This is a genomic window from Rhizobium sp. SRDI943 (genome assembly GCF_057653695.1).
Map to the genome: position 1 here is coordinate 592,733 of NZ_JBYGKN010000002.1, position 14,748 is coordinate 607,480.

Annotated in this window: 13 protein-coding genes; 4 read left to right on the plus strand and 9 right to left on the minus strand. The window is 61.9% G+C overall.

Features of this window, described 5'->3' with window-relative positions; all coding sequences use genetic code 11:
• The first annotated feature begins 194 nt into the window (after positions 1-194).
• Positions 195-3,479, plus strand: coding sequence for a GH36-type glycosyl hydrolase domain-containing protein (locus tag AC245Y_RS26900; protein WP_017996921.1), 3,285 nt, complete (start codon positions 195-197; stop codon positions 3,477-3,479).
• A 27-nt stretch (positions 3,480-3,506) separates the two neighbouring features.
• Here the strand turns inward: AC245Y_RS26900 and AC245Y_RS26905 are convergent, their stop codons facing one another.
• From AC245Y_RS26905 to AC245Y_RS26945, 9 genes are all read right to left on the minus strand, one after another.
• Entirely contained in the window at positions 3,507-4,247 is a 741-nt protein-coding gene (locus AC245Y_RS26905; protein ID WP_012763187.1) for a FadR/GntR family transcriptional regulator, read from the minus strand.
• Between the two features lie 213 nt (positions 4,248-4,460).
• Complete coding sequence (gene kduD, locus AC245Y_RS26910) at positions 4,461-5,225, minus strand: 2-dehydro-3-deoxy-D-gluconate 5-dehydrogenase KduD (RefSeq protein WP_017996920.1); 765 nt, start codon at positions 5,223-5,225, stop codon at positions 4,461-4,463.
• Positions 5,222-6,058, minus strand: coding sequence for a 5-dehydro-4-deoxy-D-glucuronate isomerase (gene kduI / locus AC245Y_RS26915; RefSeq protein ID WP_017996919.1), 837 nt, complete (start codon positions 6,056-6,058; stop codon positions 5,222-5,224). Before kduI ends, kduD begins: the two co-directional genes overlap by 4 nt.
• 631 nt (positions 6,059-6,689) lie before the next feature.
• Positions 6,690-6,836 carry a DUF1127 domain-containing protein gene (locus AC245Y_RS26920; protein WP_003594835.1) on the minus strand — a complete coding sequence of 49 codons (147 nt, stop codon included), beginning with the start codon at positions 6,834-6,836 and terminating at the stop codon, positions 6,690-6,692.
• Between the two features lie 180 nt (positions 6,837-7,016).
• Positions 7,017-7,997 carry a 3'-5' exonuclease gene (locus tag AC245Y_RS26925; protein WP_017996918.1) on the minus strand — a complete coding sequence of 327 codons (981 nt, stop codon included), beginning with the start codon at positions 7,995-7,997 and terminating at the stop codon, positions 7,017-7,019.
• Positions 7,998-8,194: 197 nt separating this feature from the next.
• Positions 8,195-9,574: an ATP-binding protein gene (locus AC245Y_RS26930; RefSeq protein ID WP_017996917.1), complete on the minus strand. Its 1,380-nt coding sequence runs from the start codon at positions 9,572-9,574 to the stop codon at positions 8,195-8,197.
• Positions 9,571-10,245 carry a response regulator transcription factor gene (locus AC245Y_RS26935; RefSeq protein ID WP_017996916.1) on the minus strand — a complete coding sequence of 225 codons (675 nt, stop codon included), beginning with the start codon at positions 10,243-10,245 and terminating at the stop codon, positions 9,571-9,573. Before AC245Y_RS26935 ends, AC245Y_RS26930 begins: the two co-directional genes overlap by 4 nt.
• A gap of 135 nt (positions 10,246-10,380) precedes the next feature.
• Entirely contained in the window at positions 10,381-10,644 is a 264-nt protein-coding gene (locus AC245Y_RS26940; protein WP_017996915.1) for a hypothetical protein, read from the minus strand.
• A 96-nt stretch (positions 10,645-10,740) separates the two neighbouring features.
• On the minus strand, positions 10,741-11,631 hold the full coding sequence (locus AC245Y_RS26945; RefSeq protein WP_017996914.1) for a haloalkane dehalogenase: 891 nt from the start codon (positions 11,629-11,631) through the stop codon (positions 10,741-10,743).
• A 90-nt stretch (positions 11,632-11,721) separates the two neighbouring features.
• Between AC245Y_RS26945 and AC245Y_RS26950 the strand changes: the two genes are divergently transcribed.
• The 3 genes from AC245Y_RS26950 (at position 11,722) to AC245Y_RS26960 (ending at position 14,742) form a co-directional block, all read left to right on the plus strand.
• Positions 11,722-12,144 carry a MarR family winged helix-turn-helix transcriptional regulator gene (locus AC245Y_RS26950; RefSeq protein ID WP_017996913.1) on the plus strand — a complete coding sequence of 141 codons (423 nt, stop codon included), beginning with the start codon at positions 11,722-11,724 and terminating at the stop codon, positions 12,142-12,144.
• 63 nt (positions 12,145-12,207) lie between these two features.
• Complete coding sequence (locus AC245Y_RS26955; RefSeq protein ID WP_017996912.1) at positions 12,208-13,479, plus strand: flavin monoamine oxidase family protein; 1,272 nt, start codon at positions 12,208-12,210, stop codon at positions 13,477-13,479.
• Between the two features lie 231 nt (positions 13,480-13,710).
• On the plus strand, positions 13,711-14,742 hold the full coding sequence (locus tag AC245Y_RS26960; protein WP_017996911.1) for an aldo/keto reductase: 1,032 nt from the start codon (positions 13,711-13,713) through the stop codon (positions 14,740-14,742).
• Positions 14,743-14,748 lie beyond the last annotated feature (6 nt).

The window sequence follows — 14,748 nt, forward strand, 5'->3', positions numbered from 1 at the left end:
GTCACCGGCGACCACTGTTCCTTTGAGGCCTTGGCAATGACCTATCGCTGCAACTATCGAATTAGAACATCAAGTGATATCGACTGGCCTGGCTTTCAAGGACCAAATCGAGAACCGGCGATGTTGGTAAGATTTCTCTCAACCATTTTGCGTCATCCTCCAATTCCCCTCTGAAGCCAATCGACGAGATCTCAATGGCCACGGACCTTGACCGCAGTTTTCAAATGCCCCGACGCGACGAGCTTGGCCTCTTCACGATCAGCAACGGTTCCGGCCTGTCGATATCGGCGCTGCCGAACGGCACCCTGTTTGCCATCGAATATGCCGACGACAAGGGATCGGTGCAGATCAACCAGATCCAGGGCTCGCCGCTGACCGGCGGCGTCAGTCGCCTTTATCTGCGTATCGGTGGTGCGGCACCTGATGTCGTCGAGCTTGTCGGGTCTTTCGCCGATGGCAGCTTTGGGCACGATGCGACAAGTCTCTCCTGGAGCGGCAAGAGCGGCGATATCGGCTACAATGTCCGCCTCGAGCTTCATCCCTCCGAAACGGCCTGGTTCTGGCGTGTTTCCATCCGGCATCTGAAGGATGGCACGCTGCCGGTCGATCTGGTGCTGATCCAGGACGTCGGTCTTGGCGATCGCGGCTTCCTGATGAACAGCGAAGCCTATGCCTCGCAATATGTCGATCACCATATCGCCGATCACGAGACATTCGGTTCTGTCGTAATGAACCGGCAAAATCTCAAGCAGTCGGGTGTTCGCAACCCCTGGCTCGTGCAGGGCTGCCTCGATGGGGCGGCTGCCTATGCCACCGATGCGATCCAATTGGTACAGGCGAGTGACCGTCTCGGCGACTTGTTGGTCGGCCCCTTCGGCACCAACCTGCCGAGCAAACGGCGCCAGCAGGAGACGGCATGCCCCGCCATCCAGTCAAAATCGCTTTCCGTCCCGGCAAGCGGTGCGACCGCGACCTTCTTTGCCGTCTTCGCCGCGGATCATCCCGAGGCATCGAGCGATGCCGACCTTTCACGGCTTGACGAGCTTGCGGCGACAGAGGGGACGGCGGCCGATATTGCCGAGGCCGCGCCGGTCCGCAGCCTGCTCCAGGATGCTGCTTTGCTGAAGGCCGAGGCGCTGGATAAAAAAATGATCGGCCAGCTCTATCCGCAACGGAGCCTGGAAGAGCGCGTCGACGGAAAGCTTCTTTCGTTTTTCGTCTCCGACGGCGTTTTGAACCGCCATGTGGTCCTGCGCGACAAGGAGCTCTTGGTAGCGCGCCGTCACGGGGCGATCGTCAGAAGCGGTGAGAATATGCTGCTCGACGATAGGACGCTTGCCGCGACCTGCTGGATGCAGGGTATTTTCGCGGCCCAGCTGACGATCGGCAATACGTCCTTTCACAAGCTCTTTTCGGTCTCCCGCGACCCCTACAATCTGACCCGCGCCAGCGGGCTGCGCATCATGGCCGATGTCGGCGCCGGCTGGCAGCTTCTGGCGGTGCCGTCGGCTTTCGAAATGGGGCTCAGCGATTGCCGCTGGATCTATCGCCTCCCTGAATGCACGATCATCGTGTCGGCGGTCGCCTCCGGCGAGGATGCGGCGATGCAGTGGACCGTCTCCGTCGAGGGCGAGCCGTGCCGCTTCCTGGTGTTTGGTCATGTCGTGCTCGGCGAGCGCGAATATGATGCGGGCGGGCAGATCGAATTCGATACGTCGGGCAAACGCATTCTTTTCCGGCCGGACCCGGCCTGGCTCTGGGGCGAGCGTTATCCCGACGCCGGCTACTGGCTGGTGAGTTCGACGCCCGATGCCATCGAAGAGATCGGCGGCGACGAACTGCTCTACAGCGATGGGGTAACACGCAACGGCGCTTTCGTGGCACTACGATCACTGATGACGCAGGCGCTGTCGTTCGCTGTCGTCGGCTCGATGACAGATGCGGCGGAAGCCGAGCGCCTGGCGCAGCGTTATCAGGCCGGCGTCACCGATGAAGCCATGCTTGCCCCGGCATCGAAATTCTGGCGGAACACCGTGCGCGGCCTGACGGTCGCCAGCACGTCACCCGACCTTGCCGCGCAGACGACCCTGCTGCCCTGGCTCGCCCATGATGCAATCGTGCATCTAAGCGTGCCGCACGGCCTCGAGCAATATACGGGTGCGGCCTGGGGCACACGCGACGCCTGCCAGGGGCCGATAGAATTCCTGCTCGCCTACGAGCATGACCGCGAAGCCAAGCAGGTGCTGAAAACCGTCTTCAGCGAACAATACCTGGGAAAAGGCGACTGGCCGCAATGGTTCATGCTGGAGCCCTATGCCAACATCCGGGCGGGCGATAGTCACGGCGATATCGTCGTCTGGCCGCTGAAGGCGCTCTGCGACTATATCGAAGCGACCGGCGATCTCGCCATCCTCGACGAGAAAGTCTCCTGGCGCGATGAAAAGACGATGGCCAGGGCGGAGCTCGACACTATCGCAATCCATGTCGAGAAGCTGCTCGATACCGTTCGCGAAGCTTTCATCCCCGGAACGCATCTGATCCGCTATGGCGAGGGAGACTGGAACGATTCTCTGCAGCCGGCCGATCCGCATCTGCGCGACTGGATGGTCAGCAGCTGGACCGTTGCCCTGCTCTACGAGCAGATCGTGCGTTATTCGGCGATCCTGCGCCGCCTCGGCCATGGCGGCAAGGCGAAAGGCTTGAGGAAGATCGCAACGGCGATGCGCCGGGATTTCAACCGCCATCTCGTGCGCGACGGCGTCGTGGCCGGCTACGGTATCTTCGATCCCAGCCATGACGGCGTCGAATTGCTGCTGCACCCGAGCGACCGGCGCACCGGCCTGCATTTTTCGCTGATCTCGATGACGCAGGCGATGCTCGGCGGCCTCTTCACGCCGGCTCAAAGACAGGGTCATATGAAGCTGATCGAAGAGCATCTGCTCTTTCCCGACGGCGTACGACTGATGGAGAAGCCCGCGACCTATGCCGGCGGACCCGAGACGCTGTTTCGCCGCGCCGAATCCTCCTCTTTCTTCGGCCGCGAGATCGGGCTGATGTATGTGCATGCGCATCTGCGCTACTGCGAAACGCTGGCGCTTGATGCCGACGCGGAAGAGCTCTGGAAGGCGATCGCCGTCGTCAACGCGATTTCGGTCACATCGGCGTTGCCGCATGCATCACTGCGCCAGCGCAACACCTATTTCAGCAGCAGCGATGCGGCTTTCCATGACCGTTATCAGGCAGCGGCCGAATGGGAGCGCGTCAAGGCGGGAAAGATCGCCGTCGACGGCGGATGGCGGATCTATTCAAGCGGCCCCGGGCTTTACACCAGGAGCTTCGTCGAAAATATCCTCGGCTTCAAACGGCGCTTCGGCCGCCGCAAACGCAAGCCGCTTCTTCCCGCGGTCCACGCCTCTGCCGATCTGCAAACCGACCACGCCGTCTGGCGCCGGCTGATGAAGCCGAAGCCTGAGGTGTGAAGCGGGCGCGCCTCATACACCGCGGCATTATGCGGTAGCGTCACGCAACTCTTCGAAGCGCGCGGCGCTCTTCGACAGGTGGCTTCGGATGGCGCGGCGCGCGGCGGGCTCGTCGCGGTCGCGGATCGCCGCGAATATGGCATGGTGTTCCCTGCGCATGCGCGCCGCGTGGCGCTTGCGCTCGGCTGATGTCATCTTGTCCAGGCGCGCCCATTGCCGTGGCACCATGATGTTCCCGAACGTATCGAAGAGACGGCCGTAATAGGAGTTCTGCGTCGCGACCAGAATGGACCTGTGGAAGGCGTAGTCTTCTTGCGCGCCGTATCCACCCTCCTCAAGCGCCTTGTCGAGGGCATCGAGACGATCCTGCATGCGGTCGATATCCTCCTGGGTGCGCCGCAACGCGGCAAGACCGGCGGCTTCGTATTCGACCCCCATGCGCAGCTCCAGCACGCGCAGAACCTCGTCGATCGACTGCAGGTCGTTGGGAATGATGGAGAAGGATCGGGGCGTCGGATCGTTCGAGACGAAAGCCCCAAGGCCTTGCCGCGTGGTGATCAGCCCCTTCGCGCGCAGCGCTGCGAGCGCTTCGCGAACGATCGTCCGGCTGACGCCTGTCGCAATCATGATCGCCTGTTCGGTCGGCAGGCGCTGGCCGGGCTTCAGGTCGCCGGACTCGATTTGCGCCGTCAGCATATCGGCAAGGTTGCTACGCAGGTTCGGCGCCTGCTGAATGGTGTTGAAGACCGCGTTGTCCTTGTCTGCCATCCTGTTTCGAGATCCTGGTGTCGAGGCGGCTGCGCCGACCCGTTTCCTGTTCGCATTCCACATATAAGTCGAGAGCGTCGGCAGCGGCCCTCGCTCACAATCCCGAAAATCCGAAATCGATTTTCGGGGTTATGCGCAGATCAAGCGATAGAGCGTCCTGGCGCGTCTGAAAAGACGCGAGGCGCTCTCGGTGTGATCGGTTGGTGAGACCGATCAGCGCGCCAGCCAGCCGCCATCGACGGGCAGCACCGTTCCATGCACGTAGTCGGATGCCGACGATGCCAGGAATACCGCCGCACCGCCGAGTTCGGACGGCGTTCCCCAGCGCCCGGCCGGGATGCGGGAAAGGATGGCGGCATTGCGGTCGGCATCCTCGCGCAGCGCCGTGGTGTTGTTGGTGACGAAGTAGCCAGGGGCAATGGCGTTGACGTTGACGCCCTTGCCGGCCCATTCGCAGGCAAGCAGCTTGGTCAGTCCGGCGAGGCCGCTTTTCGAGGCGGTATAGGACGGAATCCGGATGCCGCCCTGGAAGGAGAGCAGCGAGGCGATGTTGATGATCTTGCCCCTGCCCTGGTCGACCATATGGCGGCCGGCTGCCTGCGACAGGAAGAAGGCGGTCTTCAGATTGACGTCGATCACCGCGTCCCAGTCTTCCTCGGTGAAATCGAGCGCATCGGCGCGGCGGATGATGCCGGCATTGTTGACGAGGATGTCGAGGCCGCCGAAGGTCTGGATGGCCTCAGTGACGATTCCCTTGACCGGTTCGATGCTGGCAAGGTCGGCCTTGACGACATGGAAGCGGCTTCCCGCTTCCTTCACCAGCGCCTCGGTTTCGTCCATCGAGGAGCGCCCGACGGCGACGATCGACGCACCGGCTCCTGCCAGTGCGGCCGCGATGGCCTGGCCGAGGCCAGTATTGGCGCCGGTGACGACGGCAGTCCTGCCGGAAAGGTCGAAGGGATTTGCCACGACGCTCACCTCAGATCCGCAATGGCGATATGGTCCATGTCGGTGAAGCTCTTATTGTCGCCGGCCATCGCCCAGATGAAGCTGTAATTCTTGGTGCCGGCGCCCGAATGGATCGACCAGGGCGGCGAGATGACCGCCTGTTCGTTGGCGACAAGCATATGCCGGGTCTGCTGCGGCTCGCCCATGAAGTGGAAGACGCGCTGCTCTGCTTCGAGATCGAAATAGAGATAGGCTTCCATGCGGCGGTCATGCGTGTGGGCCGGCATTGTGTTCCAGACGCTGCCCGGCTCGATCATGGTGAAGCCCAGAGTGAGTTGGCAGGACTGGCAGACCTCAGGATGGATGAACTGGTAGATCGACCTCTTGTTGGCCGTCGCGGCTTCGCCCGGCGTCAGGTGACGGGCCTTTTCGCGGGTGAGCAACACGGTCGGGTGCGCTTGATGGGCTGGCGTCGAGACCAGATAGAACTTTGCCGGATTGGCGGTATCCGTGCTCTCGAATCTGATGTCCTTGGAACCCTTGCCGACATAGAGGCAATCATATTTGGCAAGATCGTAATTCGTGCCGTCGACGATGATGCGGCCGGCACCGCCGATGTTCAGAGCGCCCAGTTCACGTTCGGCAAGGAAGGTTTCCTGTCCGATCGCTGTCGGCGCCGTCAGCGTCAGCCCGGGGCCGATCGGCGTCGCGCCGCCAATGACCATCCGGTCGTAATGCGAGTAGGTGAGCCGGATCTCGCCGCTCGCGAAGACGGTTTCCACCAGAAATTGACGCCTCAGCGTCTCCGTGTCGAAATCACGCACGGCCTCCGGATGGGAGGCGTGCCTCACGTCGATCTGCATGTCAATTTTCCTTCCGCTTCATTGTCGCCAGGGGTCGTCGCTATTGCGCAAGCCGGTCTTGTCCGGCGTATTCCGCTGCGGCGGTATCCATCCGGTTACATAGTTGTACGACAAGTTTGGTGTCAACAGCTTTGTCGGTGCGCGCTTTAGGAGATGCACGGGCCGGCAAGAGCACGAAAGCAAAATTGGGAATAAGAGCAAAACGCCGGAGGTGATGACACCATCGTCATGCGATGGATCGATCGCAGGCGGTCGCTCTTGGCGCGATCCGGCAATGCTATCGCCCAAAACGAAAAAGCCTGCCGCGGGAGGAGGTGCGGCAGGCTTTCGTAAAAAACCGAACGACAGCTGGGAGGAGGAGTGCTGTCATTCCACAGACGACCCTGGGAGGAGGATGGGGCGCCTGTATATCGAAGGGATGCGGGAGGAGGTGCATCGCTTCGATAGAAATAATCATACTTATTTGTTGCTCAGTTGGTAGGCATTTCTTTGCAGGGCAGCTATGCGTTATGCGAAAAGCGGGAGGCTCGATCGCCTTGATTCCACCTTGCCGGAAGCACAAAAGCAAAGCGCCCGCTCGGGAAGAAGCAGGCGCTGACATGGTCTTGAAAATGCTTGGTCTAAGCTGCCGTTAGCGGGCGATGGCTGCGCGCGCGACGTTGCGGATGTCGCCGCGGCCGATGCCGAGGTCGTCCAGTTCGCGTGCGGACATACGACCCAGTTCGGCGACCGTCTGACGGTACTTGCGCCAGTTGTTGAAAGAGCGTGCTACGTTCATGATGATCCCCTTTCGTGGGCTTTCGAAGCTTAGCTGCCAGTCCTTGGCGCTTTGTTCGCTTCGATGAGTTGTATATAGTATGGGGCATCCGATTATTGCAGCGCCAATGCATCACTGCACCTATGCGGCAGTTGCATGGGTCGCCATATCTAGCAGCCAATCAGGATCCGATCTTCGCGGTCAGAGTTTGAAACGATCGAAGGCCGTCAGCCGCACCATCGGCGGCTCCGCTTCGGCCCATCGGTAAATATCCGAGCGCAGATAGGAGAGCTCGTCGTTGAGATCCTCTTCGCCGACTTCGATCCACCAGGACTTCAGGCGGCCGTCGCTGCCGTCCGACCAGCGATAACCCCTCGCCTTCAGATGATCCTTCATCTCGAACGGGCTGTGTTCGGCAAAGACGCGGATGCGCGTGCGCTGGCTGGCGCGGTAAAGCTCGGTGAACGGGCTTTCCCCGTCGTGTTGCTCTCGATCGAGGATTTCCAGCAGCGCATGGCAGTCGTCTACGGCACGATGGCCTTCATGGAAATATCCGGCCTGGCCGACGAGATAGCCGAGCTTCGTGCCTTCGAAGCCGCGGGCGCTCCAGTCGATCTCCGAAACCGAGCATGCCCAGGCCTTGCCGGTGAAAATCTCTGAGAAGGCCTCGCAGAACGGCCGGTCGAATCCGGCATTATGGGCGATGATCAGATCCGCCGGCTCGATCAGAGTTCTCAGCGACTGGATATCGATGAGCTGCCCTTCGACCATCGCATCGGTGATACCCGTCAGCCGGGTGATCTCGGGCGGGATCGGCCGGGGCGGCTGTTGCAGGCCGCCGTAAATGCCGACGATATCGCCGATCGCCCCATCATCGTTGAAGGTGAAGGCGACGGCGCCGATTTCGATGATCTCGTCGCTGCGGTGGTTGAGACCGGTGGTCTCCGTATCGAGAATGACGCCAAGGCGCGAAAATCCGGGCCGTTTGACTGACGCAATCGGGCGGGCGACCAGCTTTCTCAAGATGCGATAGTTGCCGCTCTCTTCGAGCGCCCGCGCCATGTCCTCATCGGAGTGGACGACCGGCTGCGACGGCCGCCGGCGCGCTGGACCGCGCGCCTTAGCCGTCACGGGCGATGCCTTGGCAAACATGTCGAGTTGCGAATCTCTGTGCACGCTCATCGAATCTATATGTCACGCAGACGCGATTTAATCCATCGCACGCACAGCGCTGCGCCTCTTTTCGAGAGGCGCAAAGGACGCAACAAAGCATGTCGCGCAAAAGTGTGGAGCGGTTTTGCGACACGACATGCGCAAAACAAAGACCTAAAGCGTGGCAAGCGAATCTGAAAGATCGCGACGCGCTTTAGCGCGTTGAATTATGCAGTAGCCAGATGCGATGGGGTATAAACGCCTGCCGATTTGTCCGGCGGGAAGCGCAGCCGGCAGACCGCGCCAGGACTGCGGTTGTCGATCGTCACCTCGCCGCCGTGCATGCGCAGGATGTCGCGAACAAGGTTGAGGCCGAGGCCGGCACCGCGTCCGTCGTGATGGCGCTTGAAGAACGGCTCGAATATCCGATCCTCCATATCGGCGGGGATGCCCGGTCCCTCGTCGCTGACTTCGATCCAGTTGCAGCCTGATGTCAGCGAGATGATGCCTTTCCTGCCGCCGTGGTTGATCGCGTTCTGCAGGATGTTCATCAGGGCGCGCTGCAGCGCCAGGGGATCGCCCTCGATCTCGCCGGCGCCGTCGACATCGAACTGCACCGTGTAACCGGCGGCAAAGGCCAGTGGCGCCATCTCGATGATAACCTTCCTCGCCAGTTGGCCGAGATCGATCTTGATGAACTGGACCTTGCCCTGTTTCAGTCGCTGAAGATCGAGCATCTGCTCGGTGAGAACCGCAAGCCTTGCGGCATCTTCCAAAAGGTCGGTCTTGATCGAACTGTGCGGCAGGGATCCAATTCTCGTATTCAAAATGGCGATCGGTGTGCGCAGTTCATGGGCGGCATCGGTCAGAAACCGTTCCTGCCGCTCATAACCCTCGTCGAGACGGCCGAGCGCGCGGTTGACGGCATGCACCAGCGGCGCGATCTCTTCGGGAGTATCGTTTTCCGACAGCCGCCCGCCACGCTGGTCGATATCGATCGTATCGGCCTGGAGCGCGGCCTGGTCGATCCCGACCAGCGACCTTCGCACGACCAGCGGCGTCGCGATCAACGCACCCAACGCCATCACTGCGACGATCGGAATAACAATTTTCGCAAGGACCAGCGAAAGCTTGAGCAGGATGAAGGTGGACGAGTTTGGGCCGTCGGTGCCCGTCAGAAACTGCACCTGTCCCCCATCCGTGGCAATCCACTTCATTCGGGCAGCCGGACGGTCGTGGTCGTCGAGATTCGAGCCGAATTTGGCCTGGCCGACATGATCGAGCGTGTTGCCGATTGCGGCGTATTCTTCCGGAACCGGGCCCTCGGTCAAAACATGACCCTGCAGGTCGCGTATGGTGTACCAGAGATCGGGCGCGTCCTTGCGCAGCTGTCGCAGATCCTCGGTCTCCCTCAGGCTCAATTCTCCGGTGGGCTGGCGGAACACGGCCTGGCGCAGGACCTCGATCGTGCCCTCCGTCGACCTGAATTCGGATATCTTGCCAACCGAAATCAGCACGATCATCACCAGGATGAGGACGACCGATTGGACGGCAAGGAGCCGCCAGAACAGGCGCTTGCGCAGCGAATAGGAGCATCGTTTGCTCATGATGCTTCACGCAGGAGATAACCCACGCCCCGGATAACGTTGATGACGACACCTGCTTGCGATGCCGCCAGCTTGCGCCGCAACCGCGATATGTGGGAATCGAGCGCGTTCGACTGGATCTCGTCGTCGAAGCCGAAGACCGCTTCCATCAAGGCCGGTCGCGGCACCATACGACCGGCACGGCGCATGAGGCATTCGAGCACCAACGCCTCCCGGCGCGGCATTTCCAAACGCAGGCCGGAGACGATGATGTCGCAATAGGTCGGATCGAACGAAAGCCGCCCGATCGAGATCAGCGCCGGGCGCAAGGTTTCGGAGCGGCGCATCACGGCACGCAGCCGCGCCAGAAGTTCGTCGAAGACGAAGGGCTTGGCAAGGTAATCGTCGGCCCCGGTCTCAAGGCCGGTGATCTTGTCTGGAACCTCTCCCTTGGCGGTAATGACGATGATCGGCAACGTCAGCCCCTTCTTGCGGATCTTCGGAATGAGTTCGAGACCATCGCCGTCGGGCAATTGCCGATCCAGAAGCACGGCGTCGTAGGCGCCGTCGCCGATCACCATCTCGGCGTCGCACAGCGTCGAAACGTGATCCATCACCATGTCGTGCCTGGTCAGGGCGCCTCGGAGCGCCACGGCCATTTGAGGTTCATCCTCGATCAGTAGTATGCGCATCTCACATTCCTATCGGGGGTGCCTATCGGGGACTGCCGGTCCACAGGTGGAAACCAAATCACCATCAAGCAAGTCTGCGGTGCCTTCAGAGCATCGAATGGAAGATCGCCGCCTCGTAGCAAAGGATCCTATCCATCATGATGCACGGCGCTGCTCGATCAAAGCCATCGGTTGGTACCTGCGGCTGATGCGGTAGACTGCGGCCGGCGTGATATTGCGCAAGGTCCAGTCGATCCTCTTTGAGACAAGACCGAGGGAGTCGAGGATTTCGATGGGCACCGAGCATTTTGGGCCAAAGGTCAGGCCCGCAAGGCGCGGGCCTGATGGCGTGATCGAAGCGATGCACAGCGGCGCACGAAGCCAAGCAAGAAGAAAGCATCGTCGATCGAAACGTGGCATTGGACCTTCACAGTGGCTGATTGATTCCACCCATGAACCGGCTCAACATTGCAACAGTCTGTCATGTCGCAGTAACGGTGACGCAGACGCAGATTTTTATGTCTGAGACGCGACCTTCCGCTGCGCTGTTCTGAGCCCCTTCCTGTCGATCCAGCTTTTGATTTCGGCGGCAATCGCCTCGGGCTGGTCCTCGGGGGCAATGTGGCGCGCCGGCCCGCACCCCCTGATCTCCAGGCTGGCGATATTGTCGCGGCACCACGATATCATCTCGCTGCCGATCAACAGCGTTTCGGAGGGACCGTCGAAGGTCAGCAACAGCTTGGGAGTCTGAGGACTGGCGGAAAGCCAGCGGTCATAGGCCTCGATCCTGGCGACCACGTCGGCCGGCTCGCCGTTGATCGGCATGGCGCGCGGCCATTCCAGCAGCGGGCGCCGGCTGTTACGGTCCGGATAGGGTGCTCGGTAGACATCCCAGTCGGCATCGCTCAGCCCTTTCAGCGTGGTCGCGCGCAAGGCCTGTTCGATGAAGAAATTTTCGTCGAGGACCTTGGTCTCGCCGGTTCCCGCACCCCGCAACAGTTCATAACGCGCCTTTCCGCCGCCCGGCAGATCATACCAGCCCATCGGCCGCAGGATGGTTTCCATGAAGGCGATGCCGCGCACCCGCTCGACGTGGCGTGAAGCCCAGTCGAATGCCAGCGCGCCGCCCCAGTCGTGGCCGACGAGCACGACGTCGTCGAGGTCAAGCGCATCGAACCAGGCGTCGAGATAGGCGATGTGATCGCCATAGCGATAGCCGATATCGGGTTTGCCGGAGCGTCCCATGCCGATGAGATCGGGCGCTAGGTAGCGGCCAGGCCCGATACCGGGCATGATGTTCCGCCAGAGATGCGATGAGGTGGGATTGCCGTGAAGGAAGACGATCGGGTCGCCCTCCCCCAGCTCCTCGTAGGAGATGAACGAGTTGAGGATATCGATGGTCGGCATAGGGAGCTCCACGCTTTCGTGCTATATAGGCAGGCGACTGTCCATTTATCATGTAGACAGGTAACTGTCTATATCGCTGCGCGGGGTTTCATGTCGTCTTCTTCCCTTGGCCTGTTGTTGCGTCTGGTCCATCAGCATTGGACACAGGCCGTGGAAGCGGCACTCGATGAGGCCGGCTACGGCGATATCCGCCCGCCGCACGCCAATGTCTTTACCTTCGCGCGGCCGGAGGGCATCCAGGTCAGCGAGCTGACCAAGCTCGCCCGTGTTCGCAAGCAGACGATGACGCAGGCCGTGGAAGAACTCGAGCGCTTGGGTTATGTCGAGCGCCGGCCCGATCCGACTGACCGGCGTGGCCGGCTGGTGTTTCTGACGGAAAAAGGCCAGGGGGTCAGGCCGATAGCGATGGCGGCGGGCCGGCGCGTCGATGAAAGCTGGGCCGCCCTGACCAGCCAGCAGCAGATGGACGATTTGCGGACAGCACTCCGGCGGCTGCTGGAGCAGCTGCAATAGCGAAGCGGGGCTGGCTTGAGACGACCCTTTCCACTTAACCGTCGCACGACCGAAGGAAAATACATGCCTGGTGACAACAGCAAAGGTGCCGACGAGGACGTCGTCATCATCGGGGCCGGTGCCGCCGGCATTGCCGCCGCCCGTCGCCTACAGGCAATCCGCCCGGATCTTTCCATCCTCCTGCTTGAAGCTGGCGATCGTCTCGGCGGTCGCGCCTGGACGGTTGGACTGCCTGAGGCCGCCGATATCGGGCTCGATCTCGGCTGCGGCTGGCTGCATGGCGCGCGGACCAATGCCTGGACTGCGATCGCCGGAGAGGTCGGACTGACGGTCGACCACACACCTGCGCCCTGGAACGATGGCGGACGGCGGCTTCAGCGGGATGACGCAAAGGCGCGTGCGGCAAGGCAGGCGATCGGCGCCTATTTCGAGCGGCTGGAGAGCCACGCGGGCAATGATGCAGCCATGGCCGATATGCTCGAGCCCGGCAATCCCTGGAACGGCCAGATCCGGGCGGTCGGTACCTACATCACCGGCGCCGAACTGGAGCGGTCGTCGGTCGTCGATTACAACAGATATGATCCCGGCCCCGGCCCTGACTGGCGGGTGCGCGAGGGCTATGGGACGCTGGTCTCGCTTTACGGTAAGCCGGTTCGGGCAAGGCTCGGCACCGAAGTTACCCGCATCGACCATCGTCATGCCGGCCGTATCGGCATCGAGACGAACCAGGGTGTGCTCACTGCCCGCGCGGTGCTGGTGACCGTTTCGACGAATGTGCTTGTTGCCGGCAAGATCGCCTTCGACCCGCCTTTGCCTGACAAAATCGAGGCAGCAGCCCGTTTACCGCTCGGGCTCGCCGACAAGCTGTTCTTGAGGCTCACAAATCGGGAGGCGTTGCCGGCGGACACGCATATGCTCGGCTCCAACAGTCGCGGCGCAACCGGCACCTATCAGCTCCGGCCGTTCGGCGCGCCCGTCGTCGAGGCATATTTCGCCGGCGACCTCGCGCATCATCTGGAGGGGCAAGGCAGAGAGGCTGCCTTCTCCTTCGCGGCAGATGAACTGGCGGCACATTTCGGTGCCGACATCCGCAAGGAGCTGTCGGTCGCCGCGATGTCGGCCTGGGCAGCAGCGCCCCATATCGGCGGCTCCTATTCCTACGCCGAACCCGGCGCCTCCGATCAACGCGGCCGTCTCGCCGCGCCGCATGACGAGCGGATCTTCTTTGCCGGCGAGGCCTGCTCGACGTCGCGTTATTCGACGGCGCACGGCGCCTACGAGACCGGTGTCGCCGCAGCCGATCGGATCGCCGGTTCGTTTTGGCAAAATCCGTGATCCTCGCCGGGCACGACGGCAGGCAGGAATATTTTTTTCTCACTTGGTCGCGCGGGCGGGATTGGTTATGCTGCCCTCGCCCCTGAGCTCCCAGCCCAGGACGCTATACGTCATCCGGCGGCAAGCGGCCGCCCTCAAGCACAATATTGTCATTGTCATTGATTGCAGGAGCCCCGGCTTCTACCCCGACGTTTGCACGTCGGCTGCGGGTATCCGCATGAGGAGGAAAAGATGGATTATCGCAAGCTCGGTCCCAGCGGGACCGTCGTCACCGCCTATTGCCTCGGCACCATGACCTTTGGCGCGGAGGCCGACGAGGCCGCCTCGCACAAGCTGCTCGACGATTATTTCGCCTGGGGCGGCAATTTCATCGATACCGCCGATGTCTACAGCGCCGGCAAGTCGGAAGAGATCATCGGACGCTGGCTGAAGGCCCGCCCGACCGAGGCCCGCCAGGCGATCGTCGCCACCAAGGGACGCTTTCCGATGGGCAACGGACCCAATGATATCGGCCTGTCGCGCCGGCATCTTAGCCAGGCGCTCGACGATTCGCTCCGCCGCCTCGACCTCGAGCAGATCGACCTCTACCAGATGCATGCCTGGGACGCGCTGACCCCGATCGAAGAGACGCTGCGTTTCCTCGACGATGCGGTATCCTCCGGCAAGATCGGCTATTACGGCTTCTCCAATTATGTCGGCTGGCACATTGCCAAGGCCTCGGAGATCGCCAAGGCGCGCGGTTATACCCGTCCGGTGACGCTGCAGCCGCAATATAACCTGCTGGTGCGCGACATCGAACTCGAGATCGTCGCGGCCTGCCAGGATGCCGGCATGGGTCTGTTGCCGTGGTCACCGCTCGGCGGCGGCTGGCTGACCGGCAAGTACAAGCGCGACGAGATGCCGACCGGCGCCACCCGCCTCGGTGAAAACCCCAATCGCGGCGGCGAATCCTATGCGCCGCGCAATGCGCTGGAGAGAACCTGGGCGATCATCGCTGTCGTCGAAGAGATCGCCAAGGTGCATGGCGTCAGCATGGCGCAGGTGGCGCTCGCCTGGACAGCGGCGCAGCCGGCGATCACCTCCGTGATCCTCGGCGCCCGCACACCGGAACAGCTCGCCGACAATCTCGGCGCCATGAAGCTCAAACTCTCCGACGACGAGATGGCGAGACTGAACGATGTGAGCGCGCCTCAGCCGTTCGACTATCCCTACGGCAAGGGCGGCATCAACCAGCGCCATCGCAAGATCGAGGGTGGGCGCTGAGCCCTC